The sequence below is a fragment of the Paenibacillus sp. Soil522 genome (assembly GCF_001428245.1).
Lineage (GTDB): Bacteria > Bacillota > Bacilli > Paenibacillales > Paenibacillaceae > Pristimantibacillus.
In genome coordinates this window covers 72177-97859 of the sequence record NZ_LMRV01000035.1, presented here as the reverse complement: position 1 = coordinate 97859, position 25683 = coordinate 72177, and the positions used below count along the sequence as shown (strand labels likewise).

The 25683-nt window shown below is 48.0% G+C and carries 24 protein-coding genes and 1 pseudogene; 16 read left to right on the top strand and 9 right to left on the bottom strand.

What is annotated here, in order from left to right:
* Positions 1 to 211: 211 nt before the first annotated feature.
* Positions 212 to 847, bottom strand: a complete 636-nt coding sequence (locus ASG81_RS11010; protein WP_056633329.1) for an NUDIX hydrolase — start codon at positions 845 to 847, stop codon at positions 212 to 214.
* On the bottom strand, positions 840 to 1301 hold the full coding sequence (gene mscL / locus ASG81_RS11005) for a large-conductance mechanosensitive channel protein MscL (protein ID WP_056633326.1): 462 nt from the start codon (positions 1299 to 1301) through the stop codon (positions 840 to 842). The genes ASG81_RS11010 and mscL overlap by 8 nt, the downstream gene beginning before the upstream one ends.
* A 239-nt stretch (positions 1302 to 1540) precedes the next feature.
* Here mscL and ASG81_RS11000 point away from each other — a divergent pair, with 239 nt between their 5' ends.
* The 9 genes and pseudogenes from ASG81_RS11000 to ASG81_RS33920 form a co-directional block, all read left to right on the top strand.
* A complete protein-coding gene (locus tag ASG81_RS11000; protein WP_056633322.1) occupies positions 1541 to 3307 on the top strand; it encodes an ATP-binding protein in 1767 nt (588 codons plus the stop codon).
* A gap of 152 nt (positions 3308 to 3459) precedes the next feature.
* The gene (locus ASG81_RS10995; protein WP_056633319.1) at positions 3460 to 4227 is read left to right on the top strand and encodes a sporulation protein; all 768 of its coding nucleotides are present in this window, start codon (positions 3460 to 3462) and stop codon (positions 4225 to 4227) included.
* A 237-nt stretch (positions 4228 to 4464) separates the two neighbouring features.
* The gene (locus tag ASG81_RS10990; protein WP_056633317.1) at positions 4465 to 5592 is read left to right on the top strand and encodes a DNA alkylation repair protein; all 1128 of its coding nucleotides are present in this window, start codon (positions 4465 to 4467) and stop codon (positions 5590 to 5592) included.
* Positions 5589 to 6650, top strand: coding sequence for an FUSC family protein (locus ASG81_RS10985; protein WP_056633314.1), 1062 nt, complete (start codon positions 5589 to 5591; stop codon positions 6648 to 6650). The genes ASG81_RS10990 and ASG81_RS10985 overlap by 4 nt, the downstream gene beginning before the upstream one ends.
* Positions 6651 to 7301: 651 nt before the next feature.
* Positions 7302 to 7715, top strand: a complete 414-nt coding sequence (locus ASG81_RS32675) for a hypothetical protein (protein WP_235548822.1) — start codon at positions 7302 to 7304, stop codon at positions 7713 to 7715.
* Positions 7673 to 8080, top strand: coding sequence for a reverse transcriptase domain-containing protein (locus tag ASG81_RS32670; protein ID WP_327205160.1), 408 nt, complete (start codon positions 7673 to 7675; stop codon positions 8078 to 8080). The genes ASG81_RS32675 and ASG81_RS32670 overlap by 43 nt, the downstream gene beginning before the upstream one ends.
* A gap of 537 nt (positions 8081 to 8617) precedes the next feature.
* On the top strand, positions 8618 to 8833 hold the full coding sequence (locus ASG81_RS31980) for a hypothetical protein (RefSeq protein WP_056633311.1): 216 nt from the start codon (positions 8618 to 8620) through the stop codon (positions 8831 to 8833).
* Positions 8834 to 9045: 212 nt separating this feature from the next.
* Positions 9046 to 12831, top strand: a complete 3786-nt coding sequence (locus ASG81_RS10970) for an S-layer protein (RefSeq protein WP_235548821.1) — start codon at positions 9046 to 9048, stop codon at positions 12829 to 12831.
* A 615-nt stretch (positions 12832 to 13446) separates the two neighbouring features.
* Positions 13447 to 13747, top strand: a pseudogene (locus tag ASG81_RS33920) (IS4 family transposase); the annotation flags it as partial.
* A 157-nt stretch (positions 13748 to 13904) separates the two neighbouring features.
* Here the strand turns inward: ASG81_RS33920 and ASG81_RS10965 are convergent.
* The 6 genes from ASG81_RS10965 to ASG81_RS10950 form a co-directional block, all read right to left on the bottom strand.
* Complete coding sequence (locus ASG81_RS10965; protein ID WP_056633308.1) at positions 13905 to 14204, bottom strand: hypothetical protein; 300 nt, start codon at positions 14202 to 14204, stop codon at positions 13905 to 13907.
* A gap of 23 nt (positions 14205 to 14227) precedes the next feature.
* Positions 14228 to 14371, bottom strand: coding sequence for a hypothetical protein (locus ASG81_RS31975; RefSeq protein WP_200961476.1), 144 nt, complete (start codon positions 14369 to 14371; stop codon positions 14228 to 14230).
* 165 nt (positions 14372 to 14536) lie between these two features.
* A complete protein-coding gene (locus ASG81_RS33915) occupies positions 14537 to 14641 on the bottom strand; it encodes a zinc ribbon domain-containing protein (RefSeq protein WP_162255019.1) in 105 nt (34 codons plus the stop codon).
* An 82-nt stretch (positions 14642 to 14723) separates the two neighbouring features.
* Positions 14724 to 15332 (bottom strand): TVP38/TMEM64 family protein, encoded by a 609-nt coding sequence (locus tag ASG81_RS10960; RefSeq protein ID WP_056633304.1) that lies wholly within the window; start codon positions 15330 to 15332, stop codon positions 14724 to 14726.
* Between the two features lie 15 nt (positions 15333 to 15347).
* Positions 15348 to 16541 (bottom strand): MFS transporter, encoded by a 1194-nt coding sequence (locus ASG81_RS10955; protein WP_235548819.1) that lies wholly within the window; start codon positions 16539 to 16541, stop codon positions 15348 to 15350.
* An 18-nt stretch (positions 16542 to 16559) separates the two neighbouring features.
* Positions 16560 to 17723, bottom strand: a complete 1164-nt coding sequence (locus tag ASG81_RS10950; protein ID WP_056633301.1) for an MGDG synthase family glycosyltransferase — start codon at positions 17721 to 17723, stop codon at positions 16560 to 16562.
* Positions 17724 to 17856: 133 nt separating this feature from the next.
* On the opposite strand from ASG81_RS10950, the gene ASG81_RS10945 reads away from it, so the two are divergent.
* The gene (locus ASG81_RS10945; protein WP_056633355.1) at positions 17857 to 18834 is read left to right on the top strand and encodes an aldo/keto reductase; all 978 of its coding nucleotides are present in this window, start codon (positions 17857 to 17859) and stop codon (positions 18832 to 18834) included.
* 48 nt (positions 18835 to 18882) lie between these two features.
* Here the strand turns inward: ASG81_RS10945 and ilvA are convergent, their stop codons facing one another.
* Complete coding sequence (gene ilvA, locus ASG81_RS10940) at positions 18883 to 20151, bottom strand: threonine ammonia-lyase IlvA (RefSeq protein WP_056633297.1); 1269 nt, start codon at positions 20149 to 20151, stop codon at positions 18883 to 18885.
* Positions 20152 to 20271: 120 nt separating this feature from the next.
* Here ilvA and ASG81_RS10935 point away from each other — a divergent pair, with 120 nt between their 5' ends.
* The 6 genes from ASG81_RS10935 to ASG81_RS10910 all read left to right on the top strand — a co-directional run bounded on the left by ASG81_RS10935 (position 20272) and on the right by ASG81_RS10910 (position 25638).
* Positions 20272 to 20862, top strand: coding sequence for a hypothetical protein (locus ASG81_RS10935; RefSeq protein ID WP_056633294.1), 591 nt, complete (start codon positions 20272 to 20274; stop codon positions 20860 to 20862).
* A gap of 535 nt (positions 20863 to 21397) precedes the next feature.
* The gene (locus tag ASG81_RS10930; RefSeq protein WP_081417262.1) at positions 21398 to 22198 is read left to right on the top strand and encodes a hypothetical protein; all 801 of its coding nucleotides are present in this window, start codon (positions 21398 to 21400) and stop codon (positions 22196 to 22198) included.
* A gap of 33 nt (positions 22199 to 22231) precedes the next feature.
* Complete coding sequence (locus ASG81_RS10925; protein ID WP_081417261.1) at positions 22232 to 22684, top strand: flavodoxin; 453 nt, start codon at positions 22232 to 22234, stop codon at positions 22682 to 22684.
* Positions 22685 to 22710: 26 nt separating this feature from the next.
* Positions 22711 to 23424 (top strand): hypothetical protein, encoded by a 714-nt coding sequence (locus ASG81_RS10920; protein ID WP_056633288.1) that lies wholly within the window; start codon positions 22711 to 22713, stop codon positions 23422 to 23424.
* Between the two features lie 264 nt (positions 23425 to 23688).
* Complete coding sequence (locus tag ASG81_RS10915) at positions 23689 to 24540, top strand: AraC family transcriptional regulator (protein ID WP_056633285.1); 852 nt, start codon at positions 23689 to 23691, stop codon at positions 24538 to 24540.
* 426 nt (positions 24541 to 24966) lie between these two features.
* The gene (locus ASG81_RS10910; RefSeq protein WP_056633282.1) at positions 24967 to 25638 is read left to right on the top strand and encodes an SOS response-associated peptidase; all 672 of its coding nucleotides are present in this window, start codon (positions 24967 to 24969) and stop codon (positions 25636 to 25638) included.
* The last annotated feature ends 45 nt before the right edge of the window (positions 25639 to 25683 follow it).

The following is a 25683-nucleotide window of genomic DNA, read 5'->3' as shown; positions in this document are numbered from 1 at the left end:
GATTACAGGCGAAATTAAACGGCCTCAGTCCGATGGAATTTAGGACTAAGGCCGCATAACTGGTTTTTATTATTTGTACTGTCTACTTGACGGGGCGCAGTTCACTATCGGGCAGTCCCTTTTGGGTTGAAATCACAGCGGCGGCAGGTATATCAATTGGGAGCGTCGCGGGGAATTCGCGGGCAAGCAATAAAAAAAGCCGCTGCACGCGTTAAGTACTGCCGTGCAGCGCCCGAAGTACGCCCGCATAGTAAGAAAATGGACGAGGCACGAACTGATCTGCCCGGACGAAGCGCTGCACAGCCGTCAGCTGTCCGATCAGGTCGCCGAGCTCAACGCCAAGCGCAGACACCTCGGATAAAGAGCCTTCAAACATCGCAATGAGCTCATCAAGATCCGCCTCGTAAACGCCAGCCACTTCTTCAGCCTGCAGCTGCAGTTCAGTCAATGGCACTTCGCACACAAGGCCGAATACGTCGCTGACCTCGCGGTCGATGAAAGGCTTGCCATTCACTTCTCCGCTTGCTTCTTCTCGTATCTGCCCGAGCGGGATGAGCTGCTCGAAATGCGCGGTTACGCCGAGCTCTTCCTCAAGCTCGCGCATGGCTTCGCGTATCGTTTCGCCTGTGGTCAAATGACCAGCTGCCGTTATATCGTAGCAGCCTGGATTCGTATCCTTGCCGGCCTGCCGCAGCTGGAACCGCACGAACCGGCGGTTCCCTTCACGGCGGGTCAGCCAGCAATGGAATGTGCGATGCCAATAGCCATGCTCGTGCGTCTCGGCGCGCGTCGCCGTGCCCAGCGGCCGAAGCTGCCCGTCATAAATATCGAACAGTTCCTCAGCCATGCGCGGAAGCCTCAAGCTGGGATGTGCAGTGCTTGCAGCGCGAAGCTTTGACCGGCACCTTGGACAAGCAGTACGGGCAATCCTTCTCTGTTGCTTCTATAGGCGCTGCTTCCTTCTTCTCATTGCGGCGAAGAACATTGATTACTTTGACGAGCAGAAAAATACAGAAAGCAACAATCAAAAAGTCCAGCATAACGTTAATAAATTGACCGTAGGCTATGTATGGTGCCGTAGTCGGGTCTGTAAGTCCAGCAATTTCTTCTTTAGAATAAAGAGGAATCTTCAAATCTTTAAAATCCACTCCGCCCAAAATCCAGCCAATCGGCGGCATAATGATATCGTTGACGAGTGAAGTAACGATTTTGCCGAACGCTCCTCCAATGATGACCCCGACCGCTAAGTCGATGACATTTCCCTTCATTGCGAACTCTTTAAATTCCTTGATGATTTTCATCGTGTTCCTCCTAAAAGTTTGGATAAGATAACCGGCAATGCCAGCAACAGCTTATCATTCCTTTGTTGCCCGTTTCCACTCTGACCATTCTATCATAATAGCCGAAGATGGGGAGATGGGAAACTATCACTGCTTTTTTGACAAAAATCTGCAAAATTTAGTGAAAAAAAGAGAGGATTTTTGTGAGAATTGTCGAATTTCTTTATTGCAAGTAAATTTATGGATATTTAAGGAGTCTTATGGCCTATCCTATCATTATTGGGAATCCCTATTATTTAGTTCTATCGATCATTATTATGTGCTTTGCGTCCTATACTATGCTCAATATGATTGAGCAGCTGCAGCCGCGGGAGCGGACATACGGATTCAACTGGATCATTGGCGGAGCCTCCGTTTTTGGGCTGGGTCTATGGACAATGCATGTCGTATCACTGCTTGCGTCAGATTACAGAATGGTTATGGATTGGGGTATGCTGGTCGTATTAGTCGTATGTGCCGTTATCGTCTATGCCGGCTTGGTTATTTTGAAGAAGCAGAAGCTTTCGCGGGGACGTTATTTATTTAGTGCTCTATTGATGGCGCTTGGAGCCACAATGCTCCAATACATGTCCATGCTGTCCGATTCGGTCATTAAATTGGAAATGAACTGGCTGCTCTGTTGGTTATCCTTTGGAGTCAGCTTTGCAGGCGCTTATTTGGCCTTTTACTGGCTGGAGGCAAAAACGTCCAGGTATAAGTTTAAAAGCTCCTTGTCGCTCGGATTTTCTAACATGGCGATGCATCAGATTGGCATGCATGCGCTGAAAGTCGAATACAATGATATTTTATCGACGGATTTATTGAACGATTATTTACTGATGATTGCCTTCTTGCTCGGGATGTCTACTATAATTATCCTCAGCTTTAGCCTGACAACCTGGCTCGCGGCGAGCAAATACAGCCAGATCAACGAGCGGTATAAGCTTCTTGTCGAAAACTCAATGGATACGATCGCCTTAATCAGCGACGGGAAATGGGAATTTATGAATCGAGCCGGACAGCGTATGTTCGAGGTTCAGTCAGAGAAGGACATTATCGGAACCAGCGTGTATAACCTGTTGGATGACAAATACCATGTTCAGATGGCTGCTTTGCTCGCAGCGGGACAAGCAGGCGAGGATGCATCAACTAACCCGGTTGAGCTGCAATGGATGTCGGTACAGGGTACGCTGCTGCATACGGAGATGGTAAGGGCAAGCTCAACCTTTTCGGGCAAGCAGATCGAGCAGGTCATTATTCGCGATATTTCTGAACGAAAGAAGAATGAGGAGCTGCTCATTAATTCGGAGAAGCTCTACGTAGCAGGTCAATTAGCCGCTGGTATTGCCCATGAAATCCGAAACCCGCTCACCTCGTTAAAAGGCTTTTTGCAGCTCCTTTCATCCGGACGGGGAAATATGGGCAATTTCTACGACATTATGAAATCCGAGCTTGTGCGCATTGAATCCATTGTCAGTGAATTGCTTATGCTCTCCAAGCCGCAAATTTATGAGTATGTCCATAAGGATTCGCGGCAAATTATGGCGGATACAGTTAACCTGCTGGAGACACAGGCGATTTTGCACAACGTCATCATTGAATTCCATGCCGATTATCGCCCGCTGTGGGTAGTCGGCGTCGAAAATCAATTAAAGCAAGTGTTTATTAACGTGCTCAAAAATGCGATTGAAGCGATGCAGAGCGGGGGCGTGGTCACGATCGATATGACCCTTCATGAAGAACGAAATGTATTGATCCGGATTAAGGATGAAGGTTCGGGCATTCCGAAGGAGCAGCTGTCTAAGATCGGGCAGCCATTCTATACGACGAAGGATAAAGGAACGGGACTTGGCTTAATGGTCACGTACAAGATCATCGATAACCACCAGGGTCAGATCACGGCTGAAAGCGAGATCGGGGTTGGGACAACCTTTATGATTAAATTGCCGTACAAGGAACAGCCTATTGCGCCTGTCCATGCGCAATAGGCTGATACTGTATTTTGCGCCAAAGACAGCTCTTTGCCGGTAGCTAAGGGGGGCGGGTGAATAATGAGATTGAAATTGAAACCTAATTTTAAAGGCGTCGTAATATGCTTAAGCAGTCAGGATTTACGATAACAGGAGTGGAGGTCGTTTTGATGTTCAATCGTTTTTTGGCTAGTATCGGTATCGGGTCTGCAAAGATTGATACGCTGTTGGAGAAGGCTCGTTATGCGCCGGGCGAAGAGGTTCGGGGTATCGTGAAGATGCAAGGCGGTAACGTGGAGCAGCGGATTGAAACGATTCAACTATCGGTAATGACAGAATATATACGCGAGAGCAATGACAGCAAAATTACGCAGCACGGGGAGATTGGACGCTATCATGTCAGCGCGCCGTTCACGCTTCAGGCAGGCGAAAACCGCGAGGTGCCTTTCTCATTCCAGCTGCCTCATCAAACCCCGCTTACGATCGGACGCGCGCCCGTATGGGTGAAGACGGAGCTGGCGGTTATCGGCGGCGTCGATCCGGGTGATAATGACCGCATCGAAGTGGTTCCGACCGTTCCAATGAATACGGTGCTGGAGGCGCTTGATTTGCTGGGCTTCCGGTTGCGCAAGGCTGAGTGTGAGTACTCCTCCCGTCTCGGCGGAAAAATGCCTTTCATCCAAGAGCTGGAGTTCGTTCCGACTACGCAATTCCGGGGGCAGCTCGATGAGCTGGAAGCGATGTTCTACCCGTCGGACCGCGAGCTTGAGCTGGTGCTGCAGATCGATCGGCGTGCGCGCGGCTTATCCAGCTTCTTTGCAGAGGCGATGGATATGGATGAATCTTTCGTGCGGATCCGCCTGACGAATGAACAGCTGGCAGCAGGACCGAATGCGCTCTCCCGTCAGCTGTCCGATACCATCGCGCGATTCGCTTAGAAGGCTCTAGAATAGAAGTCAGCCCGGGAGTGCTCCTGCAGGAGCGTTTCAGGGCTTTTTTTTGCGATTATATGGAGTGCTAGGGGATGGAGCTGAATTGTTCCGATACGCTGGCGGACAGATGCTGCATGAAAGGGGAGTAAAAGCTTATATTTCACCGCGAAACCGAGCTTTTGTCGCCAAAGGACGACGCCAGCCGTTTACACTTGGTATAATAGCAGGAGGAGGGGATTTACGTTGGCAGAACCGCTTAAGGCCGTGTATGACGGATTATTTTTAGAACAATTTGCCTGCTTGGTAAAAATGGCATGGAGCCCGTTTGATGAAGCTCGCTTCGTGGAGCGTGTAAGGGACGGCAGCTGGACGCAGCTTGAGCTCAAGGCGCGTACACGAAAAATAACAGAAGCGCTGGGCGCCGCATTGCCGCCTTCTTATGAAGAAGCGCTCGCTGTTTTATATCAGATAGATGAACAATGTACGGGGCTGGCCTATTTGTTTTTTCCGGATTTCATAGAAGTGTTCGGGATGGAGCCGCAGCACTCTGCGCTCTCGATAGCCGCGCTGGAACGCTTTACGGAGCGTTCTACCTCTGAATTCGCAGTAAGAGCCTTTATTCTAAGCGATCCGGAGCGTATGGCAAAGCAAATGCTGGCATGGGCAGATCATCCGAATGAGCATGTCAGGCGGCTGGCGAGCGAAGGAATCAGGCCGCGCCTGCCGTGGGCGCAAGCGCTCCCGCTCTTTAAGCGCGATCCGTCGCCGATCGTTCCGATTTTGGAGAAGCTAAGGCGTGATCCTTCACTGTATGTGCGCAAAAGTGTTGCAAACAATTTGAACGATATTGCGAAGGATCATCCGGAGCTTGTCATCCGGCTAGCAGCGGCGTGGAGCGGCGAGGACGCAAAGACGGATTGGATCATCCGGCATGGCTGCCGCACGCTGATTAAGCAGGCCAATCCGCAGATCATGGCATGGTTTGGATATGCCGAGCATGAGGCTGCGGATGAAGCTGCTCTTCCGCTTGTGGCCGCTGCTGCTTTGGAGCTGTCTCAACATTCGGCAGCGATCGGCGGAGAGGTGACTTTACGCTATCGCGTGCAGCTGCGTGAGGGTGAGGGAGCCAAGCTCCGTATCGAATACGGCATTGCGTTCGTGAAGTCCGGGGGCAAGACGTCGCTGAAGCGGTTTCTGCTTTCTGACCGCGAATATGCCGGCGGAGCTTCTGCATCGGGTGCACGCGTTCATCGCTTCGCGGATTTATCGACGCGCAAGCATTATAGCGGACTTCACCGCGTGACGTTATGGGTAAACGGGAGAGAGGTGGCCGTTTCCGAGCTGCTTGTGACGGAGGCTGATCCGGCATGACGATTGGAGCGAGAGTGTTAAAAACGGGGATGGCGGTCGCGCTGGCGATCTACCTAAGCAGCTTGTTCGGCTTTGCATCCCCGCTTATTGCTGCAGTGGCGGCTATTTTTACGATTCAGCCATCGATTTACCGGTCATGGCAGCGCGTAGCGGATCAGGTGCAAACCAACCTGCTTGGAGCGGTCATAGCGATTGCGGCCGTTCGGCTGTTCAGCCATACGCCGATTGCGGCTGGACTCGTCTGTATTGTTGTCATTCTGATCAGCATCCGTTTGAAAATGGAAAGCACAATCAGTCTGACACTCGTTACGGTCGTGGCGATCATGGAAGCGAACGGACAAGGCTGGGATGTGGCGATTGAGCGGTTATTGATGGTGCTGACCGGTATCGGCGCTTCATTCGCCGTTAACGTGCTCGTCTTCCCGCCGCGCCCAAGGCGGCAATTTACGGAGCAGGTGCATCAGGCCTACTCCCAGCTTTCCTTGCTGCTGCGGACTGCGATCTCCAATGAAATGAAGGAGCAAGTATTCCGCGAGGAGAAGGATAAGCTTCATGAGACGCTGCGCAAACTGGAGGAGCGCCACGCCGTATTCGAAGAGGAGCGCAAGGTGCTTGCCCGGACGAGGACGAGCCATGCCCGGCAGCTGCTTGTATCGAAGCAAATGATTAAGACGCTGCAAAAAGGAGCCGACCTTCTCGACGTGGTGGAGGAGCATTATTTCGCCTCCCCGAGCGCTGGAGAGTGGGCGCTTCGCTTCGACCGGCAAATCGAGGAATTGTCGAAGTATCATGAGCATATTTTGCTGAAGGCTGAGGATAAAATGAAGCCGAATGCACTAATCGAGCCGGAAGAAAAGCGTGAAGCGCGTCTCGTTCAGGACTTAACGGCATACATCATGAATGACCCGGATGAGCATAAGCGCCTCGTCTTTGTCGCTTCGGGGCTATTCGAATACGCGTATCACCTTAGGCGTCTGGAGAAGCTGCTCGATCAAGTGCAGCAGCGCGCGGAAAGCGCAAAGCGCGGTGCCGGGGAGCCGGAAGATGAGAAGCTGTAGCGGCTTCCCTTGTATGAGATGCATCGCAGCAGGTTAGCAGGCAGCTGAAACGAGGTTGCTGTTACAATAAGGGTTATGGAGACAAAAACAGCAGGAAGGAGCGATGCTATCGAGCGCTCCGGCCTGCTGTTTTTCGTAAATATAAGAATTTATAACTCAACTTTCGGTGCGACCAAGCCTAGGTTGTGAAGTTTAGCAGGTGGAAATCCTGCTTGGCAAGGTTAAAGCTAAGCCACCAATAGCGAGTCTTGGACGGCTGGGAGTAATTTCAGACGTTAAGCGTAGACAGCCAGGTAGCAGGCCTGAATGTGATAGAGCCTCGAAAAGAGTAAACCGGAGAGGTCGACGTTTTCAAAAGTACGGAAGACAACACTCATTTCATGCGTTAAAGGCGAGGATGAATGAGCTCTCCCGGGGTCGAAGAGCCAGGCATGCTATACAATGACTTCACAGTAACTTGGGAGACCCTACCCATTCTTCAAAAAGGAAGTATGACAAACAACCGATCACAAGGAAGATGTCAAATGATGGACAGGGAGTCGGATCACTGCGTACTACCGATGAAACCGAGTAATGTCGGCAAAGGGAAGGCAGTGACATATCATCGCTCTTGCTAAAGACACATTTTCTACACACAGGGGTAGGCCGAAAATGCAAACAAAACTAGCCAGAATAGCAGAGATTGTAAAAGAAAACCCAAAAGAGCAATTCACATCGCTATATCACCTCTTGAACGAGGAACTGCTGTCCCAATGCCATCGGGAACTGAACGGCAATAAAGCAACAGGTGTCGATCAAGTAACGAAAGCAGCATATGAGGAAAATCTGGAATCAAACATCAAGGGCCTGGTAGAGCGGCTAAAAAGGAAAAGTTACCGACCGCAGCCCGTAAGAAGAACATATATACCCAAGGATGAAAAGAGCAAAAGGCCGCTAGGCATCCCTTCTTACGAGGATAAAATCGTGCAGTTGGGACTGAACAAGATGCTACAGGCCATCTACGAACAGGACTTTCTAAACCTATCCTACGGTTTCCGACCGGGAAGAAGCTGTCATATACGCTGAAAGCGCTGAATAGCATCATCGAGCTTGGAAAAACCAGTTATATCGTGGATGCCGACATCCGCAGCTTCTTCACGAATGTCAATCACGATTGGCTCATGAAATTCCTTGGAGAGAGAATAGCAGACCCGAGTATTCAAAGGCTAATCTGGCGCTTTCTGAAGGCCGGGGTTATAGAACAGGGCACGTGGGAGCCGACGGAAATCGGCACTCCTCAAGGGTCCCTGATTTCGCCGATACTTGCAAATCTCTATCTGCATTACGCGTTGGATTTATGGTTCGAGATTGCAGTAAAGAGAGCATGCCGTGGCGATGCAAATATGATCAGATACGCCGATGATTGTGCGCCACGAATGCGCGGCGCGTAAGCGCCAAGCAATGCTGAACAAAAGATGAGGGTGGGCCCCTCGGAGCCGCTGTACAGGCGGAGGCTTCAAACCACCTTAATCTGCTGCGGATCTGAGGGAACACCGTTCCATCCTTTCTTCAACTGCATGCCCAGAAGCGCGTATCATCTAGCCGGTGTAAGTCCGGTCACGGGAGGGGCCAAGCCCCCGTGTAGCTTGGATACCTGCGTACGGCGAAATCTTTACGCAGAAGCGTATCGAAAAAAGTACTGGTCGGAGACCAGGCTAGTGACATGCCAGGCCGTAACATAAAGTGAATCCTCCCTCGTCGTCAGAAGGGCCTCGCAAGAGGGAAAGAGGATGCTGTGAACTGGGGAGGCCCTCCCCTGCACAGAAAAAAAATCTGTAAAGAGGTACTCTATAAGTCAAAAGACGAAATGAGCGGCCTGCAGGAAGGGAGTCCGAGGGGCTCATAATACCTAAGAACCGTAAGACAACATAACCTGTGGGAGGGAAGGAGCCCTGCTTTGTTCAATCTTTTTGAGGAGGTACGAGTGAGTGAATGCCATCAGGCTAACGATACCCAAGGAAAAAGTTCAACAACTCCAAGAAAAGCTAGGTCATGCAGCCAAGGAGAACAAGAAGCGTAAATTCCACGCTTTGTATGACAAGATCGAGCCACTAAATATGGCATCTCTTTTGATTGTTGAACGGTCATTAACCGCATGGCAAACAGTAAAAATAATATTAAAAGAAGTCGAAATAACGGTATAAAAATAGAAAGATAATATGAATAATTAAAATACTAACAATATTTAGAACAGTCAGAACATGATGCGGATTGGATTTACTTCACTCGACATTCGACTCCAGGTTGAATCGAAAGGGGTTGATCATTTAAGGTATAACTATTAAAAGTAAAGAAGAGTACTTAAAAATGAGAGCGTTTTAAATTATATCCCGAGGTTGGAAAGGAAGGATTGTAAATGGTAAGTAAAAGAAATAAATTTAAAAAGATGGTTGGCTATTTATGTGTTACTTCTATGCTATTTGGGTCAGTTGTCTTTATAGATACAAATGAATCTAAAGCTGAAGGTATCACAAAAACAATTACAATTGATGGAAGCAATGTGGATAAATATAACCGATTTAAAGGTTTTGGAACGGTAACAGCTAATAATACAAGTCGTTTGCTGCTAGATTACAAAGAAGAGAATCCGGATGCATATTGGGAAATGATGAATAAGCTTTTTAATAAAGATACAGGGGCTGGACTAACTCATGTCAAAGTAGAGTTAGGTGGCGATGTTAATTCATCTTCAGGGACTGAGCCTGCAACCATGCGTTATGCAGATGAACCAGCAAACGTGCTTAGAGGAGCAGGATTCCAATTTGCCGCCGATGCCAAATCAATCAACCCAGATATCACGACCGAAATCTTGCGTTGGGGTGAACCGCGTTGGTCATGGAATGGTGCTGCAAACAATGAATATGAAAACCGATATCAATGGTATAAACAGACAATCGATGCCGTTTATGATGAGTATGGTTTTAAATTAGATTATGTTGGAATCTCTCAAAATGAAAGAGCTCAAAATAATAATGGTAAAAATGAAATTGAGTGGCTGAAATACTTTACTTCAAAAATCAAAATAGAGCCAAATTATGATTCAGACTACAAAGATATTAAACTTGTTGCCGCAGATGGCTATCGTGATACAGCAACAATTAGTAGTACACTACTTAATAATCCAGATTTGATTGATGAAATTGATGTAATCAGTTCCCATTATGGTCTGACTGGTTCAAATGAATTAACTCAATTGCAAAATAAATTAATTGCTGCAGGCCAAAAGCCAAAAGAAGTTTGGGTTTCTGAAGGAATTGCACCCATGATAAATGCTCGCTATCGTGAAAATATGGAGCCAAATTATCAAGGGCTTGGAGGAAAAGCAGGGATTATCGATGTAACTTCGCGTATTATTTCAGTATATTCATGGACAGGAGCAGGCAGCAATCCATTGAATGCGGTTTCATTTGATTTTCAACCATCAATTGCAGCCTTTTATGAAGGTTCTTCCTATAATCCGAAACACCTGATTAGTGCGTATGATCCATGGTCTGGTTTTTATGAAGTAGATGGTGGGTTACAAGGAGTTCGTCATGTTATGAACTTTGTCGGATATGATGATCACACCACACCTGAAAATGAGCGCTGGATGTATGTTAAAGATGCTACATTTAGCGATGGAGCTTTCTTCGATGGCGGTGTGGATGTCGATACGAGTACTCATAATTATATGACATTAAAAGATCCGGAAACGGATGACTATACAACTGTTTTTGCAAATAATACAAAGGAGACACGTAAATATAAGATTAATACTAAAAATCTAAATGGAAAAGAAAATGCACCAGTCTATGTTTGGGAAACACGTGGGGCAGATGAAGGACAAGATTATGATGCTAACTGGTTTAAAAATATCAGCAAAATCACACCCTTAGATGGTGTATATGAAGTTGAAGTGAAGCCATATTCGATCGTGACCATTTCAACCTTAGATAAGGAATCTGAAGTTGAAGGCTTTGAATATCAATCACAACTAGTTGATTTATCGAAAGACACAATATTGCCTCTACCTTATACGGATGATTTTGAATACGATAAATATCCTATCGATGACAAAGGCAGAGACTATGTTGATCGTCGCGGAGGTACACCACGTTATACGACTGACCAGACTGCCGCTTTTGAAGTAGTTAAAAAAGCAACTAAACAGCTATCTAGCGGAAGTGCGGCACGTACGGATCTGGAAATTCCGGATGCAAAGGCTCATGGAAATATGCTACAACAGAAAATCACTCCTGACATTATTGGAGCAGATTGGGCAGTTTGGGGTGGAAAAGATGGCTCGGCGTCTACCAGTAACCCAACCGCTACTCTAGGTGATCATCGCTGGGTGAATTATAAAGTGTCTTATGATTTTTTATTAGATACGCATACACCTGAAGTAGAAGGAAGAAGTAATTATGCCTTAATTGGGGTACGACAAGTGAAAGCCGGTGGAGCAGATTCCCATGCACCATACAATGCACGTGTATATTCAGATGGAAGATACGAAATTCTTAAACTTGGGAAGGTTGAAAACAGTGGAACTATTGAAGGTTTTGATAACAAAGTCTGGCATAATTTAGCATTTGAAGCGAAAGAAAATGTATTTACACTTTATCTTGATGGGGAAGAAATCGCTGCTTATACGGACGTTGATTCAACTGTAATGGCTGGAAGGGCTACGCTCGGGTCCGGTTATTATGAAACCGTAATCGATAATTTACGTGTAGATCCAATTAAAGGATACGCTTACGAATCAGATAAATATGACAGTGCACAAGGTAAGAAATTCGATACGGAAGAAGAAGCTCTGAACAATACTGACACATTCTATCCAATCGGGTATGTTGGTAAATGGGATTATAAACAAGCGGGATTTGCACATTTTAACCGCACGCAAATGACTGCAAAAACAGATGTTCCTGTTTGGAACGGAGTGACTGTAGGATTCAGGGACTCAACAATGGTACAAGGGACTTTGAACAAAGTATTCTATTCCGGAGATTGGTCATCGAACAATGCAAATGCCTGGGGAACTTCAGGGGAATCTTTTGAAATTAAGTTTAAGGGCACTGAAATCAGACTATTTGGTATAACGAATCCATCAAACGGAAATGCAGATGTTTATTTAGATGGAGAATTAGTAGGTGTTGCGAATTATGTGAATAATAGTGAAATTCATCAAGTGGTATGGTCTTCAGAGATTCTTGAAGATAAAGAACATACTCTTAAAGTAGTAGCAAAAGAAAAGTCTACTAGCTTTACCAAAGCAGAAATTGAAACGACCGACCCTGTATTAGCAGTCAACAAATTAGTTGCTAAGAATATCGTTAAAATATCGGATGAAGCACAAATAGGGAATGAAGAGAATACAGTTTATGCATTTAGAAAGAATGGCAACGTCTGGGGCTCAAATGATACGAATGCTTGGGCGCATTTTAATGATGATCCGTATTTGTTGATTAACTTCACGGGTCAAGGAATTGATTACCTGGCGGGGACTGGAGTAAAATCACAATATAATTTCGAACTTGATGGTGTAGATATGGGCAACTACAGCATAAATCCCGACGGCGTGATGTATTCGGTAAGAGGCCTGGAAGAAAAACCGCATACATTGAAAGTTTCACTGAAAGATAATGTAAGGAAAGAAGACTATATGGATTACCGTGGAGTTAATATCTACAGTACTCCTAAAGCAAGTAGTACTAACAGTAGTATGATCTTCGATTTTCAAGGATCAGGTTTCAATTTATTCGGAGCGACTCCTGATGCATTAATTGACGTGTATATCGATGATCTATTGATCGATGAGAACTTTAGAATTTATTCTAAAGGAGACAGACAAACTTCTTATAACATTCGGGGACTTAAAAATACCAAACACACTGCTAAAGTTGTTGTCAAAGCAGGTACATTTGTTTTGGACGGTATTGATGTAATTACAGGCATAAATAAAGTTGAAGTAAATAAAGTAAATCTGCAGCAGTTGTATGATGTAAACCAAGATAAAACCAATAAACTAAACCGAGGAAAGTTGGAAAGCCTTCCATTCAGCACTATTAGTAGCAAAAGCAGTATTACTAAATCCACAATCTACATTAGAGGAAGTGGTTGCTGCAAAAATATCCTTACAGGTAGCAGTAGAAGGATTAACTGAAAATAAAAGCGTATAAGTATCAAAAAGCACTTCCAAAGCGTGTTTCATTTAATTGTTGAACCCGGGACTAAGTAGTTAAAATCCGCTTATCCCGGTTTTTTTTGTTAATTAATAAGAAATTTTGTGCATATGTACTGATAGACGTTAAGCTCCCATGAAAATTAAATCTGTTGTTACTGAAAAAAGACAATAGTAAAGAACTCAACTTTCGCAAAGCGAAAATCTGCTTAACTGTATGATGCGACTGAATAACGGCGAATTCAATACGGAGGTTGCAATATAGAAAAACACAGCTTCGTTTGGTAAAGTGAGAGTGTCGAAGCAATCACTACCATACAGAAGAGGCGTCCTCTACATGATAGAGCAAAACGTACAACAGAATCAACTTCCAAATGCAATCAAACCAGCCTTCAAAGAACTGAAAGTACTACAACACTTGAAAGCTTTCTAGATTTAAGGATCATGCGACCGACAGCTACTACAAAGGATTTCGGATGCTCACGCTAGGCTGGTCGGACGGTCATACATTTATCCCTGTCGACTTCTCCTTGCTGGCTTCGCTCAAGTCCCAAGTAAGTGGCATCATGGGAGGGATCGACAAGTGAACGTCCGGCTTTCTTTAAGTGTGCCAAATCCTTGCTGCGTCTACAAAAGGAGTTTCAGGGGAGTTCCTATGATCTGCTTGTTAGTCACACCATAATTGTTTTCTCTCGTTACATCCTACTAGCATGGCAACATCGTCAAAGCACCAACCACCGCACATTGATCAATTAGATTGGGCGATTGCTTTAAAGCAACTCATCGATTTGATCGAAGACGTCGCCAAGAAGGCCAACAAACACAACTTCAGCAATGGATCGCCGGTTTGCCTAGTTACATCAAGGCTTACCTGCCCAATTTAAGCTGCGAAAGTTGAGTTATAAGTTTCACATTTATAAATAAGCTTATATTTCACCGCGAAACGTGCTGTTGCCGCCAAAAGACGGCGACAGCCGTTTACGCTTGAGGGATGCTAAAACCTGCTCATTAAAAGTTGCCAGCTTGTAGAACGGACAGGCTGCCACGCTGTTTATTTATTGATCGTCTCGGTTTTTATTGCTGCCCTCATGACGGCGAGGATGCTGCATATGCGCTTCCGGATCATCGTCATCATCATGCGGAATCAGCCTTGGATCGGTATGTCCCTGGTGATGGTTATTAAAGAAGAGCTCGACCAGCTGCCATTCTGTCGTGCCAAGCATGGGATCGGCCGGGAAAATATCTCCGCGTTCAAGCTGCTCCTCACGGCCCCATTCATTTCGGTAAGTACCCTTAACCTCAACAGGCTCGCCTGACATGGGATTCATCTCACGATAGTTATTTAGATTGCTCATTGTGTCAACCAACCTTCCTATGCTTATAATCCGTGCTTCGGCACCGCTGCGCGATCGGCAACTGATTGCTGCTCACTGGCAGATTCTTTGCTTGCTTGATTGCGGTCTGCTTTCGATTGCGCCTTGCTTGCCTTTTTCTGCAGATCGGATGGCTGTTCGCCTGACATGTGATCACCCTCCTGAGGAATTTATCGTTAGCTCTAACGAAACGAGCCTGTGCCGCCATGGACGGCTCCAGCCGTATACGCTTGTCTTCACAAGAAGATCCTCAACAGTGTGCCACAAAAGGAAGAAATGTATGAGTCCGGATTAGAGGATGGTATGTGGGAATCTTATAATAACCGGAGTCCGCATGAGGGACAAATCGTATCGCGCTCCGTGACCGTTTCGTTACAAGCCGGGCATGGCTCGGAAAATGGTAATGAGTGGCCGCGCAACGTCAAACCAAGAAAATAAGGGCGGCGCCTGATGCGCCSCCCAGCCGTTCGATAACGTCTGATTCTTCATATTCGCACAACCTCACCCGTTCACCTGATAGCGGGATTCAAGCTGTTTGCCCCCGAACCACATAACCAGCACGGCGGTAATCGAGACAAATATTCGCCATGGCTCATCGACGAGATTGCCGATATTGAAGCTGATCAGCGAGATGCAAAATATCATAACCGCCTTGCCGAGCAGAGTAGCAAGCAAAAAGGTGTGAAAAGGCACTTTGCTCAGGCCGGAGACGATCGTAATGACCACGGATGGCGTGAATGGGAAGCAAGCGAGCAGAAACAGCGGCGTGAAGCCTTTGCGTTCGATCCAATTGAAGAACCGCTCCGATTTTGGAAAACGTTTCTCCAGCCATCCCTTCACGTTGCGGCCAAGCTTGCGGCTAATCCAGAATACGGTTATGCTGCCTGCGGTTACACCGATCCATGAGAATAGAAATCCGAAGCCAAGGCCGTATATGTTCGCATTAGCCGCAATGATGAGAAATAACGGAAGGAAAGGAAGAAACGATTCAATCATCGGCAGTATCATGCCGGGCAAAGGGCCCCACTGCGAATAGCTTTGCAGTGTCCATTGAATCGAATCAAGATCCAAATGCTTTAGGTATTCCAGCCAATTGTGCCAATCATCCATAAATTTAACCCCGTTCTACTTATTTGTAGCTTGTTCATTTATAGCAAACGCATGGAAAGGGAACCATAAATAAAAAATTCCGATCATTCCAAACAGAATGGCGCTAATCCAGAAGACGGATGCCTCTCCGTTCCAAGCGGCCAGCAAACCGCCAGCAGCCGGACCGACCATAACCCCGATTCCTTCAACGGTGGATAATAGGCCCCAGCCAAGCCCCTCTTGCCTTGGCGGAACATAGGCGGCGAGCAGCGCATTCCATGCGGGTAAAATAGCGGAGTAAGACAATCCAAGAGCAACCGCTATAAGTAAACAATACCAGAACGTCAGACCTGAAGCCAGCGTGTATAAGCCAAGCGCGAACACGCCGAAGCCGACTGCGAGAAACCATTTTTTGCCGCCAAACTTATCGGACAGCTTGCCCATCGGAATGAGCCCGGCAGCAGCGCAAAGGCCTCCGGCCGTAAGGAGAATCGAGTACTGCGTGCCTGAGAATCCAAGCTCCTTCTCCGCGAAGCCCGGTAAAATCGGCACCAGCATGCTTGCGCCCATCGTTTGCAATATCATTCCCGGAAGCAATAGCCTCATCTGGCTAAGCTGCTCTTTAAGGATGGTAAGCTGCTTGCGAAGCGGCATTCGATTCGGCGTATTAGCTCTCTCTTTGCTCATGAAGAGCGTTAACAGGCATGCAGCGACGGACATGCTGACGAGCAGCTTGTACGTAAACGATACGCTGAAATCGAGCAAAATATTACAAACAATCGGGCCGCCGCCAATTCCAGCCATCCAAATGGTGTACAGCGTTCCCATTTGGGTTGCGCGCTGCTGCTCGGTCACCTTCGTCAGGCAAGCGATCCAAATCGGCGACATACCGATGCCGTATAAGGCTGCTGCTCCGATGAACATCCATGGCAGCTCCGCAAATTGCAGCAAATAAACGCCGATAAGGGATATAATCAGCCCTGCTTGCACAACGATACGGATAGAAAAGCGGTCTAACAAATAGCCGATGGCTATTTTAAGCAGCGTATCGGTTATATAGTGTGCAGAAATGGCCGCTCCGATAACGTCGGGTGCGAGCCCTAATGTTTTGGCGCCATAAATCGGCAGTAAGCTGACGAGCACAGCGCCTCTTACAAATTCAACAACGAACAAAATAACGGAGATGAGGCGCATCTCCGCTCCAAACCAACCGTTCTGATTAGTACGCACGGACAGGCTCCTAACTATTTATAGAGTTGATGCTTTCTCCATTATACGCAAATTGGATAAAATATCCAAAACAATGCTGTCCGCTGCCGTTTGCGCGGATTGAAGCTGCTTGATACATAGCTTGCTAATAGTAAGACGTAACGGATCATGAACGAGTTTCAAAATATGTTCCGTCAGCTCATTCGCCTCATTGGCTATGATAGCTGCACCTTTGGATTCGAGATACAGCGCATTTTGCTTTTCTTGACCGGGAACAGGCCGGTAAATGAAGACAGGCAGCTCTGCAGCGATAGCTTCGGAGAGCGTGACGCCGCCGGGCTTGGTTATGAGGCAATCAGAGAGTGCCATCAGCTCATGGATTTGTTCAATGTAGCCATAGACGTGCAGGCGCGAAGCGCCTTTGTGGGCTTGGAATTGTTTTTCGATGGTATCCTTCATGAGCAGATTGCGTCCGCAAACGAGCGCGACCTGCACCTTATCATCATTCAGCAGGCCGCTGCAGATTTGGGGAACGTCTGGCATAACGCCTTGCGCGCCCGCCATGATGAGGACGACGGGTTGATCGGGCCTTAGTTTATAGCGTTTGTAGAGCTCGCTTGTGGCCGCAGCCGTGCGGAAGCCGCGCTTGAGCGGAATGCCGCTCACTTGAATATCGCTATCCGGTATGCCGAGATGCGTGAGCTCAAGCTTCAAATCCTCGGTTGCGACGTAGTAGCGCTCAATGCTCGGATGTACCCAGCGGCGATGCAGGTCGAAATCGGTTATAACGGCATAGGAGGGCGGGTGGTAGTCCTTGCGCCGTTTAAGCTCCGGCAGTGCGAAGCTCGGAAAGGTATGCACGACGATATCCGGCTGCTCAATTGCGAGAATACGTCTGATTTTGTCTCTTCCAAAGGAATGAAGCAAGCCGCCAAACAACGAGTCATGCTTCATCAGCCTTGTGAAATCGTACATCCAGCCGTAGAGCGAGGGCATATGCGTGTAGCTTTTTAAGTAAAAGCGCCGTGTAACCTCGTTTAGCCATGGATGTGACTCTGCCATTAGATCCACCATTACGGTGCGATAATTGCCGAGTTCCTCAAGCGCTCCCTTAATCGCGCGGGCTACCTGCAGGTGACCTTCTCCGTAAGATGCGTACAAAATTAACAATTTCGGCTGTGAATTATTTTCGAATCTTATCATAGGTACACCTCCTGCCGATAGTTTAGCGGACTTTTGTCATGCGAACGTGAACGCAGTTTGGTTACTTTGTATAATTTTTGTATAATGGATTCGTAATCCATCCTATTTCAAAATTGAAGGAGCGATGATTAACGTGCAATTCACGAAATTGGGAAGATCAGGTTTACGAGTAAGCCGATTATGTCTGGGTACGATGAATTTTGGCGTGGACACCGACGAGAGGGAATCATTTCGTATTTTAGATGCAGCATTGGATGCAGGCATTAATTTTATCGATACCGCAAACATTTATGGATGGGGCGAAAATGCAGGACGTACGGAAGAAATCATCGGAAAATGGTTTCAAAAGGGCGGCGGGCGCCGCGAGCGTACCGTACTTGCTACTAAAGTATATGGCGATATGCATGATGCTCATGACGGTCCTAACCGTGATGCGGGCTTATCCGCTTATAAAATTCGCAGACATTTGGAAGGCTCACTTAAGCGCCTTCAGACTGACCATATTGAGCTGTATCAAATGCATCACGTGGATCGCAGCGTCAACTGGAGCGAGCTGTGGGGATCATTCGAGACGGCAGTATCGCAAGGCAAGATCGGCTACATAGGCTCAAGCAACTTTGCCGGCTGGGATATTGCGGTCGCGCAGGGTGAAGCGAAGGCTAGAGGTTCAATCGGGCTTGTGTCCGAGCAGCATAAATACAATTTGCTGTGCCGTTTGCCGGAGCTTGAGGTACTGCCGGCTTCACAGGCGTTAGGTCTTGGCGTTATTCCGTGGAGCCCGCTTGATGGCGGCTTGCTTGCGGGCAACCACCGCCGCAAGGACGGAGGCCGCCGCAGCGGCGATTCGAAACGGCTGGAGCAGCGCCGTGATCAGCTGGATGCTTACGCGGCGTTCTGCGATGAACTTGGCGAGCCGGAGGATCTTGTATCGCTCGCATGGCTGCTTGGCAACCCGGCTGTAACGGCTCCGATTATCGGCGTACGTACGCAGGATCAGTTCGAGCGCTCGCTTCGCGCAATCGAGATCTCCTTGGACGAATCGGCGCTGAAGCGCATCGACGAAATATTCCCGGGTCCTGGCGGAGACGCACCCCGCGCTTACGCCTGGTAAAACAAATCGCCCCGTTTCCAGTAGTTGGAAGCGGGGCGATTTGTATACTCAAATCAACAAGTTAAACAGGACGGGGTCCTTGTTCAGTTCAAGAAATTGAAAGCCCTTCTTGGTCATGCGTTCAACGAGCGGATCGTAATCCTCCCGGTGCTTGAGCTCAATGCCAACTAATGCGGGGCCGTTGTCCTTGTTCGATTTTTTCGTATATTCGAAGCGGGTAATGTCATCGTTTGGTCCGAGCACCTGGTCGAGAAATTCCCGCAGCGCTCCGGCACGTTGAGGAAAGCTTACCATAAAATAATGCTTATAGCCCTCATAGATGAGCGAGCGCTCTTTAATTTCCTGCATCCGATCGACATCGTTGTTGCCGCCGCTCACGACGCAGACGACGGTCTTGCCTTGGATCTGATCGCGGTAGGCGTCAAGCGCGGCAATCGGCAGCGCGCCTGCCGGCTCGGCTACGATAGCATTCTCATTGTACAAATCCAGCATCGTTGTACACACTTTTCCTTCAGGTACGGCAATAACATCGTCGAGCAAATCTCTGCAAATCTCAAACGTCAAATCGCCGACACGCTTCACAGCAGCGCCGTCTACGAATTTGTCGATTTGGTCAAGGGGCGTAACTTCGCCCGCATTAAGCGAGGCTATCAGCGACTTTGCGCCCTCCGGCTCAACGCCGATTACCTTCGTTGCGGGAGAGACGATTTTAACATAGGTGGAAACTCCGGCAGCCAGGCCGCCGCCGCCGACAGTTACGAAGACGAAGTCGGGAGCGGATTCAGCCGCTTCCATAAATTCTTGGCCGATGGTTCCGTTTCCTGCGATGATCTTTGGATCGTCGAAGGGATGAATAAAGGCCATTCCGCTGCGACTGCTCTCAGCGACAGCCTCCGCATAGGCATCATCGAAGGTGTCGCCCGTTAAGATGACCTCCACATGAGATCCGCCGAAGAAGCTGACCTGCGATACCTTTTGGCGCGGCGTCGTGCTCGGCATGTAAATTTTGCCGGGGATTCCGAGCGTCCGGCAGGAATAAGCTACGCCTTGCGCATGGTTGCCGGCGCTTGCGCATACAACGCCCTTATCTAACGTCTCCGGCGCCAGGGAACGCATCAAATGATAGGCGCCGCGTATTTTGAACGAGCGAACAACTTGCAAATCCTCTCGTTTCAGCAGTACATTACAGTTGTAACGCTCGGACAGCACACGGTTATGCTGGAGCGGTGTACGCGTAATGACATCCTTTAAATGCATTTGCGCTTGAACGATTTCTTCAAGCCCGATGCGGTGTAACGGTATGTTGTTCGTGTTCATGGGTGTCCATCCTTTCGGCTTTCCTTAATCAGCGGTATAGATTATTTGATCATTATAGCACTATCATCGCGTGTTGACGTATTGGAAAATGGTTTCATACGATCTCATAGGGGGAGTAGAATGGTGAAATTGCTGAAAAGACTGCTGGCGGTACTCATCGTTATGGTTTTGCTGCTAGGAGGTGCGGTCTGGTGGCTGCTGTCCTATATGGCCCCGGACGAGCAGCTTGACCTGCGCTACGCGCCTATGGATGTGAAAGCGAAGGCGCTGGATATGGTTAAAAAATTAAAGGCGGAGCTCGTCCTGTCGGAAGCCGACATTAACGATTTGATTAAAAAACATTTGAACAGCGAATATGCAAGCCGGGGAGCGGGCGGGTCTTCCTTAGAGCTTGCGAAGGATCTCCGTCTGGACGGCGCCGTATTCGAGCTGGAAGACGATAAGCTGATTGCGCGCATGAACGTTACCTATAAGGATCGTATTCCTGCCGAGCTTGATGCCGTATATTTGCTGGAGTGGCAGCCACCGAACATTGCGCTTAGGCCGCAGTCGCTGTCCGTGAAGGAAATGGCTTTGCCGGTCGGCCTGCTGGAGACGGTCATTATTCCGCTTGATTTGCCTGCGCAGGACGTTTTGAGCGTAAGGGACGTCCTGTTCGAGAAAAATCAGCTCCGAATACGGTTCAAGCTGCAAATACAGCTTCCGCTTTAATAATGGAAAACTAGCGAATAACGGCAGATTAAGGGCAGGTCCTTGATCTGCCAGGCATCACATCAGATAACAGGAAAAGCTCCATCTATTTTGTTTTCGTAGTGGTCTGTACTTTATTTATCAGGAATTTCTCCCTCTAATTTACGTCATAAACCGTTTGAGCGGCGGCTTTCTCCAGATTACATGGAGAATTTCCAGCTAAATGAAACTGTGGAGCGTAAAGGAGTCAAATTAACAGGAGTTTTTCCTGCAAATCATGCCGCTCGCTTGAGCTGATTTGGATGGGGCTCTTATTTTGCTCGTTTTATTAGTCTAACAGTTATAGAAGAGAACGGGATGATGATCGAATGATTAAATAAATTAATGAATTGACATAATCGTTGAGAATGGTTATCATATATACGAAAGTGATAATCATTATCACTATGTTCAAGTGAAAATACATATTCACATATAGAGGGATGCAGGGCATGCGGGCTTGCATGATGGGATGGTCATAACAACAAATGCAATATTTTTAGAAGGAGTGAGAGTTATGCAGACTGAAACAAGCAAGCCTTGGAATTGGCTGCTCTTTCCTTTCTCATCGGTAAAGGCAGGACCGGACTGCTTGTTTGCGGCTTCAGTCGGCCACGGTATTTATCAAATCGATGCGGATGGTAAATGGGAGAAGCTCGATCAGGGAATGGAAGATCTGATCAACGTGAACCGGCTGCAGCTGCAGCATGAATTGCTGCATGCCTGCACGAACAACGGCTTATACGAATGGAATGGTGAAGCATGGGACAATGACGGCTTAACGATTCCATGCTATCAATATCGTAAAATCGGCGGAACCAGCTACGCAGCAACGGAATATGGACTCTGGTCCAAATCAAGCTCCCGATGGGAGCAGATCGCTTGCAACGATAAACGGGTATACGATTTTATTAACTTGCCACAATATTTGATCATCGCGCATGAGAGCGGGATCTCGCTTTATGATCGCTTTATGGATGATTGGGCTCATTTCGAGCTGGAAACAAGCATCACAAGCTTAGCGGTGTTCAGAGGCCATTTGATCGGAACGAGCGATCAAGGGGAACTGCTCATTGGCGATAAGAAAGGGAGATTTGACCGGATCCGCTTCGGTAAGCCGTTTATTTTTTCCGTGCTGGCCCAGGGCAATGATATTTATGCGTGTACGGATCGCGGACTTTTCCAGCTCGCTTACCTTTGCAATCAAGTCACACTGCTTTCGGTAAAGCTTGGCTGTCCGGTAACGGATATCGACATGCAGGGCGGCAGCTTATATATGGCAACGCTGTTTCAAGGCATTCAAACGGTTAACGTCTAAATAAATACAAAGCAAGAAGCGGAGGAATGACAGGTGCCGAAAATACTTGTAGTGTATGCAAGCATGACGGGAAATACGGAAGAAATGGCAGAAGCCATTGTAGAGGGTGCGAAGGAAGCAGGCGCGGAGGTCGTGTCGAAGGAAGTCTTCGATGCGCGCGCGGATGAGCTTAATGATTATGATGGTATTATCATTGGCGCGTACACATGGGGAGACGGCGAGCTGCCGGATGAGTTTATCGATTTTTTCGAAGCGATGGATTCGCTTGATCTAAGCGGCAAGAAAGCAGCTGTATTTGGTTCGGGTGACACGTCGTATCCGATTTTTTGCGGCGCGGTCGATACGATTGAAGTGAAGCTGAAGGAGCTTGGTGCGGAGATTGCGGGTGATTGCATCAAGTTCGAGTACAATCCGTCTGAGGATGAAAAAGAGCAAGGCAGAGGCTTAGGGCGTCAAATTGTGGGCCTTACAGCGGTTGCCGGGTAATTCAGCGAGAAGGGCGGCCGGGTGCAATGGAGCAAATACCAACGGTGTTAAGAATTGAAGATTATAAGCTGGAGGAGCTGCTGCGCTGCCCCGAACGATTCGCAAAAATGAAATCGGGCCGCAAGCGGGAGCGCGGCGTAAACTGGCGGCAAATGGTCCAATTCGCGGCCAGCCACAGCGTAAATGATTATTATAGGCTTCCGGAAGAGGCTCGAACGCAAGAAGCGATAGAGGCTTCTGTTGAACATTGGTGGACGAACCGCAATTATAAATTTCATTCGGATGAGCATTATTTGCAAATGAAGCAGTTGGTAAAGGCGCATTTGACGGCTTTTTTGCTTGATGGCTCATGTCCGGGCATGCCGATCGTTTTCTATGAGCAGATGACGACCTATGTGGATGAGCTCGATTTGGAAATATCGCAAATCTTTCATTTGATTTCTGCCGATAATGAAGGCGCCGCTGATGATTATATCGTGCAGAAGCTAGCTGTCGATACGGATCAGGATGCGCTTGATTTATTGTTCCATATGACGTCGGTATTTTGCATGAATGCCTTCGAGAAGCTTCCGGCCCGTATCGAGGTGCTGTCGCTGCAGAGTGGCAGGCGAACGGTCTTTGTGCCAGATGAGGCGTCGCTCGAACGTTCATATGATTATATGTATTTAATCAAAAGCTTGCTGCCGGAGGCGGATGTGTTCAAGGTCAATCCCGGGTCGTCGGTACAGCTAGTGATGTAAGGAATGCCATACTATGATAGAGATTGCATAGCCCCCAATCATTTTCCGGATGCGAAAATGGTGGGGGCTCCGTTTTGTTATAGACAAATGAAACGGTTTTCAAGTAACATGGGCAGTAGTCATTTTTGCATATTTACACATGGGGAAGCGGGTTTTGCTGCCAAAACGAAGCGGAGCTTTCGAAGTAAGTTTTGCTGCGCAAAACTAAGCGGATGCTTACGAAGTAAGTTTTGCTGCGCAAAACTTGTATAAGGAGAGATTAGGTTGTCAGAGGAGCTATTACTTACGTTTCGTTCACCGCCTTTGCCATTTTTTATAGAATCAAACCGAATAACCTATCGCGCCGGCGAGGAGCATCCGAATCGGACGAACCTAGGCGTATTTGATTTGTTGTACGTGAATAAGGGAGCGCTGCATATAGCGGAGGATAACCGCCGTTGGACGCTGGGTCCGGGCGATGTGCTTATCTTGCGGCCGGACCGCTGGCATTATTCGACCCGTCCATGCGAGGAGGAAACGGTGTTTGACTGGATTCATTTTCAAACGGTGGGCGCATGGGAGGAGACGGTCGGCAATCAAAGCGGTTCGCTTAGAGGCGACTATTATACCTATGCCATCCGTCTGCCGAAACAAATGAAGCTGACATATCCGGAAGAAGCGAAGCTCATCTTCGCGCAGCTGCATGAAGCGGCCAAAAGCTCGTCGCATGGCGCTTTCTGGGATCGCCAGCAGCGGTTTCTGCATTTGCTGCAAATGCTGGATGAGGGCTGGCGCTCGGATGCCGCTAAAGCAGCCGTATCGGTAGCGGAGCGGGCGGCTGCCTATTTGAAGCTGAATTACCGCAGTCCCATCAGCAATACGATGCTGAGCGATGTGCTGCAGCTGCACACCAACTACATTACGCGCTGTATGACTGAGGTGTTCGATTGCACCCCGCAGCAATATTTGCTTTATTACAGGCTCGACCAGGCAAAGCTGCTGCTCATTAAGACAGACTGGACGATTGCACGGGTCGCGGAGGATACCGGCTTTCGGCAGACGCCTCATTTCTCGAGATTATTTGCAGCGCATACGGGAATGCCTCCGCTGAAATTCCGTAAACGGTTTACGACGTAATTTAGTAGCAAACTCATTTGTTCCGCGTCTTAGCGGGGCAGCGGCAGGCTAGCGGGGGTTGAGGGGAATAGCGAAAGAAAGTTTCGCTATTCAGCTGTTTGGGATGGTTTTGTTGAAATAGAGGAAGTTATTTACTCTATTTGGCCGTAATCGGCCGGGAAGCGGCAGGCTGGCACGGTTTTGAGGGGAATAGCGAAAGAAAGTTTCGCTATTCCAGCTGTTTGGGTTAGTTTTGCTGAAATAGAGAAAAAATTTACTCTATTTGGCTGTAATCGGCCGGCAGCGACAGGCTGGCGGGGGTTGAGGGGAATAGAGAATGAAAATTTTCCTGCTCCTGCCGCTTGAGTAAGATTTGATCAGCGGCGTTGCATAAAATATTTGCTTTTAACAAAAACTGGATTCAACAACGTGAAAAGGGTGGTCGCGATGATTGAACGGTTTTCGTTAACGGCAGATATGGGCGATATAGTTGAAATGTTTCAGGTAAGCAAGGTAATCCGGGGGCATACGAACCGGTTTAAAGTGGCGCCGACACAGACGGTGTCGATCGTGATGAATGATCGTTTTGATCAAAGGACGATTCAGGAGTCGAGATGGGGGTTATTCCCTTTTTGGGCCAAAGATGCGATTAATGCGGATCATATGACGCTGTCCGAGAAGCCCTTTCTGGAGCGAATGCTGCGGAGACAGAGATGTGTGCTGCCATGCAGCGGTTTTTTTGGACAGAAGCAATTTGGGAAAGAGCGCGATCCAAGGGCGATGCACATCGTCGTTCCGAGTCAGCCGCTGTTCGGAATTGCGGGCATTTATGACTGCTGGAAAAATGTAAGCGGCAAAGAGGTACGGGCCTTCACGATGATCACCGCCGCTTCGACAGGGGCGATGTCGGTTTGGCAGCCCCGTGTTCCGATTATTTTGGACGAGGATGGCATGGAGGACTGGCTCAATCCACGCATCACGGAATTTAGCGGACTGCGCAAGCATCTGGAAGCAATGGACTCCTATCTCATGCGTGCATACCCGGTAACGAACGCGGTGCATGATGATTTGTACGATTCGCCGGATTGCATCCGTGAGATTCGTCCGGATTTTGCTTGAGCAAGGGATTTAGCGAACCAACAGATATAAAAAACCAGCGGCAGC

Bases quoted from the DNA above. Each gene is read 5' to 3' on its own strand.
- ASG81_RS32675 (WP_235548822.1), top strand. From the start codon at position 7,302: ATGCAAACAAAACTAGCCAGAATAGCAGAGATTGTAAAAGAAAACCCA.
- ASG81_RS10965 (WP_056633308.1), bottom strand. From the start codon at position 14,204: ATGAGCAATCTAAATAACTATCGTGAGATGAATCCCATGTCAGGCGAG.
- ASG81_RS10970 (WP_235548821.1), top strand. From the start codon at position 9,046: ATGGTAAGTAAAAGAAATAAATTTAAAAAGATGGTTGGCTATTTATGT.
- ASG81_RS10910 (WP_056633282.1), top strand. From the start codon at position 24,967: ATGATTGAACGGTTTTCGTTAACGGCAGATATGGGCGATATAGTTGAA.
- ASG81_RS10995 (WP_056633319.1), top strand. From the start codon at position 3,460: ATGTTCAATCGTTTTTTGGCTAGTATCGGTATCGGGTCTGCAAAGATT.
- ASG81_RS10960 (WP_056633304.1), bottom strand. From the start codon at position 15,332: ATGGATGATTGGCACAATTGGCTGGAATACCTAAAGCATTTGGATCTT.
- ASG81_RS10935 (WP_056633294.1), top strand. From the start codon at position 20,272: ATGGTGAAATTGCTGAAAAGACTGCTGGCGGTACTCATCGTTATGGTT.
- ilvA (WP_056633297.1), bottom strand. From the start codon at position 20,151: ATGAACACGAACAACATACCGTTACACCGCATCGGGCTTGAAGAAATC.
- ASG81_RS11010 (WP_056633329.1), bottom strand. From the start codon at position 847: ATGGCTGAGGAACTGTTCGATATTTATGACGGGCAGCTTCGGCCGCTG.
- ASG81_RS10920 (WP_056633288.1), top strand. From the start codon at position 22,711: ATGGAGCAAATACCAACGGTGTTAAGAATTGAAGATTATAAGCTGGAG.
- ASG81_RS10985 (WP_056633314.1), top strand. From the start codon at position 5,589: ATGACGATTGGAGCGAGAGTGTTAAAAACGGGGATGGCGGTCGCGCTG.
- ASG81_RS10930 (WP_081417262.1), top strand. From the start codon at position 21,398: ATGCAGACTGAAACAAGCAAGCCTTGGAATTGGCTGCTCTTTCCTTTC.
- ASG81_RS11000 (WP_056633322.1), top strand. From the start codon at position 1,541: ATGGCCTATCCTATCATTATTGGGAATCCCTATTATTTAGTTCTATCG.
- ASG81_RS10950 (WP_056633301.1), bottom strand. From the start codon at position 17,723: ATGATAAGATTCGAAAATAATTCACAGCCGAAATTGTTAATTTTGTAC.
- mscL (WP_056633326.1), bottom strand. From the start codon at position 1,301: ATGAAAATCATCAAGGAATTTAAAGAGTTCGCAATGAAGGGAAATGTC.
- ASG81_RS31975 (WP_200961476.1), bottom strand. From the start codon at position 14,371: ATGTCAGGCGAACAGCCATCCGATCTGCAGAAAAAGGCAAGCAAGGCG.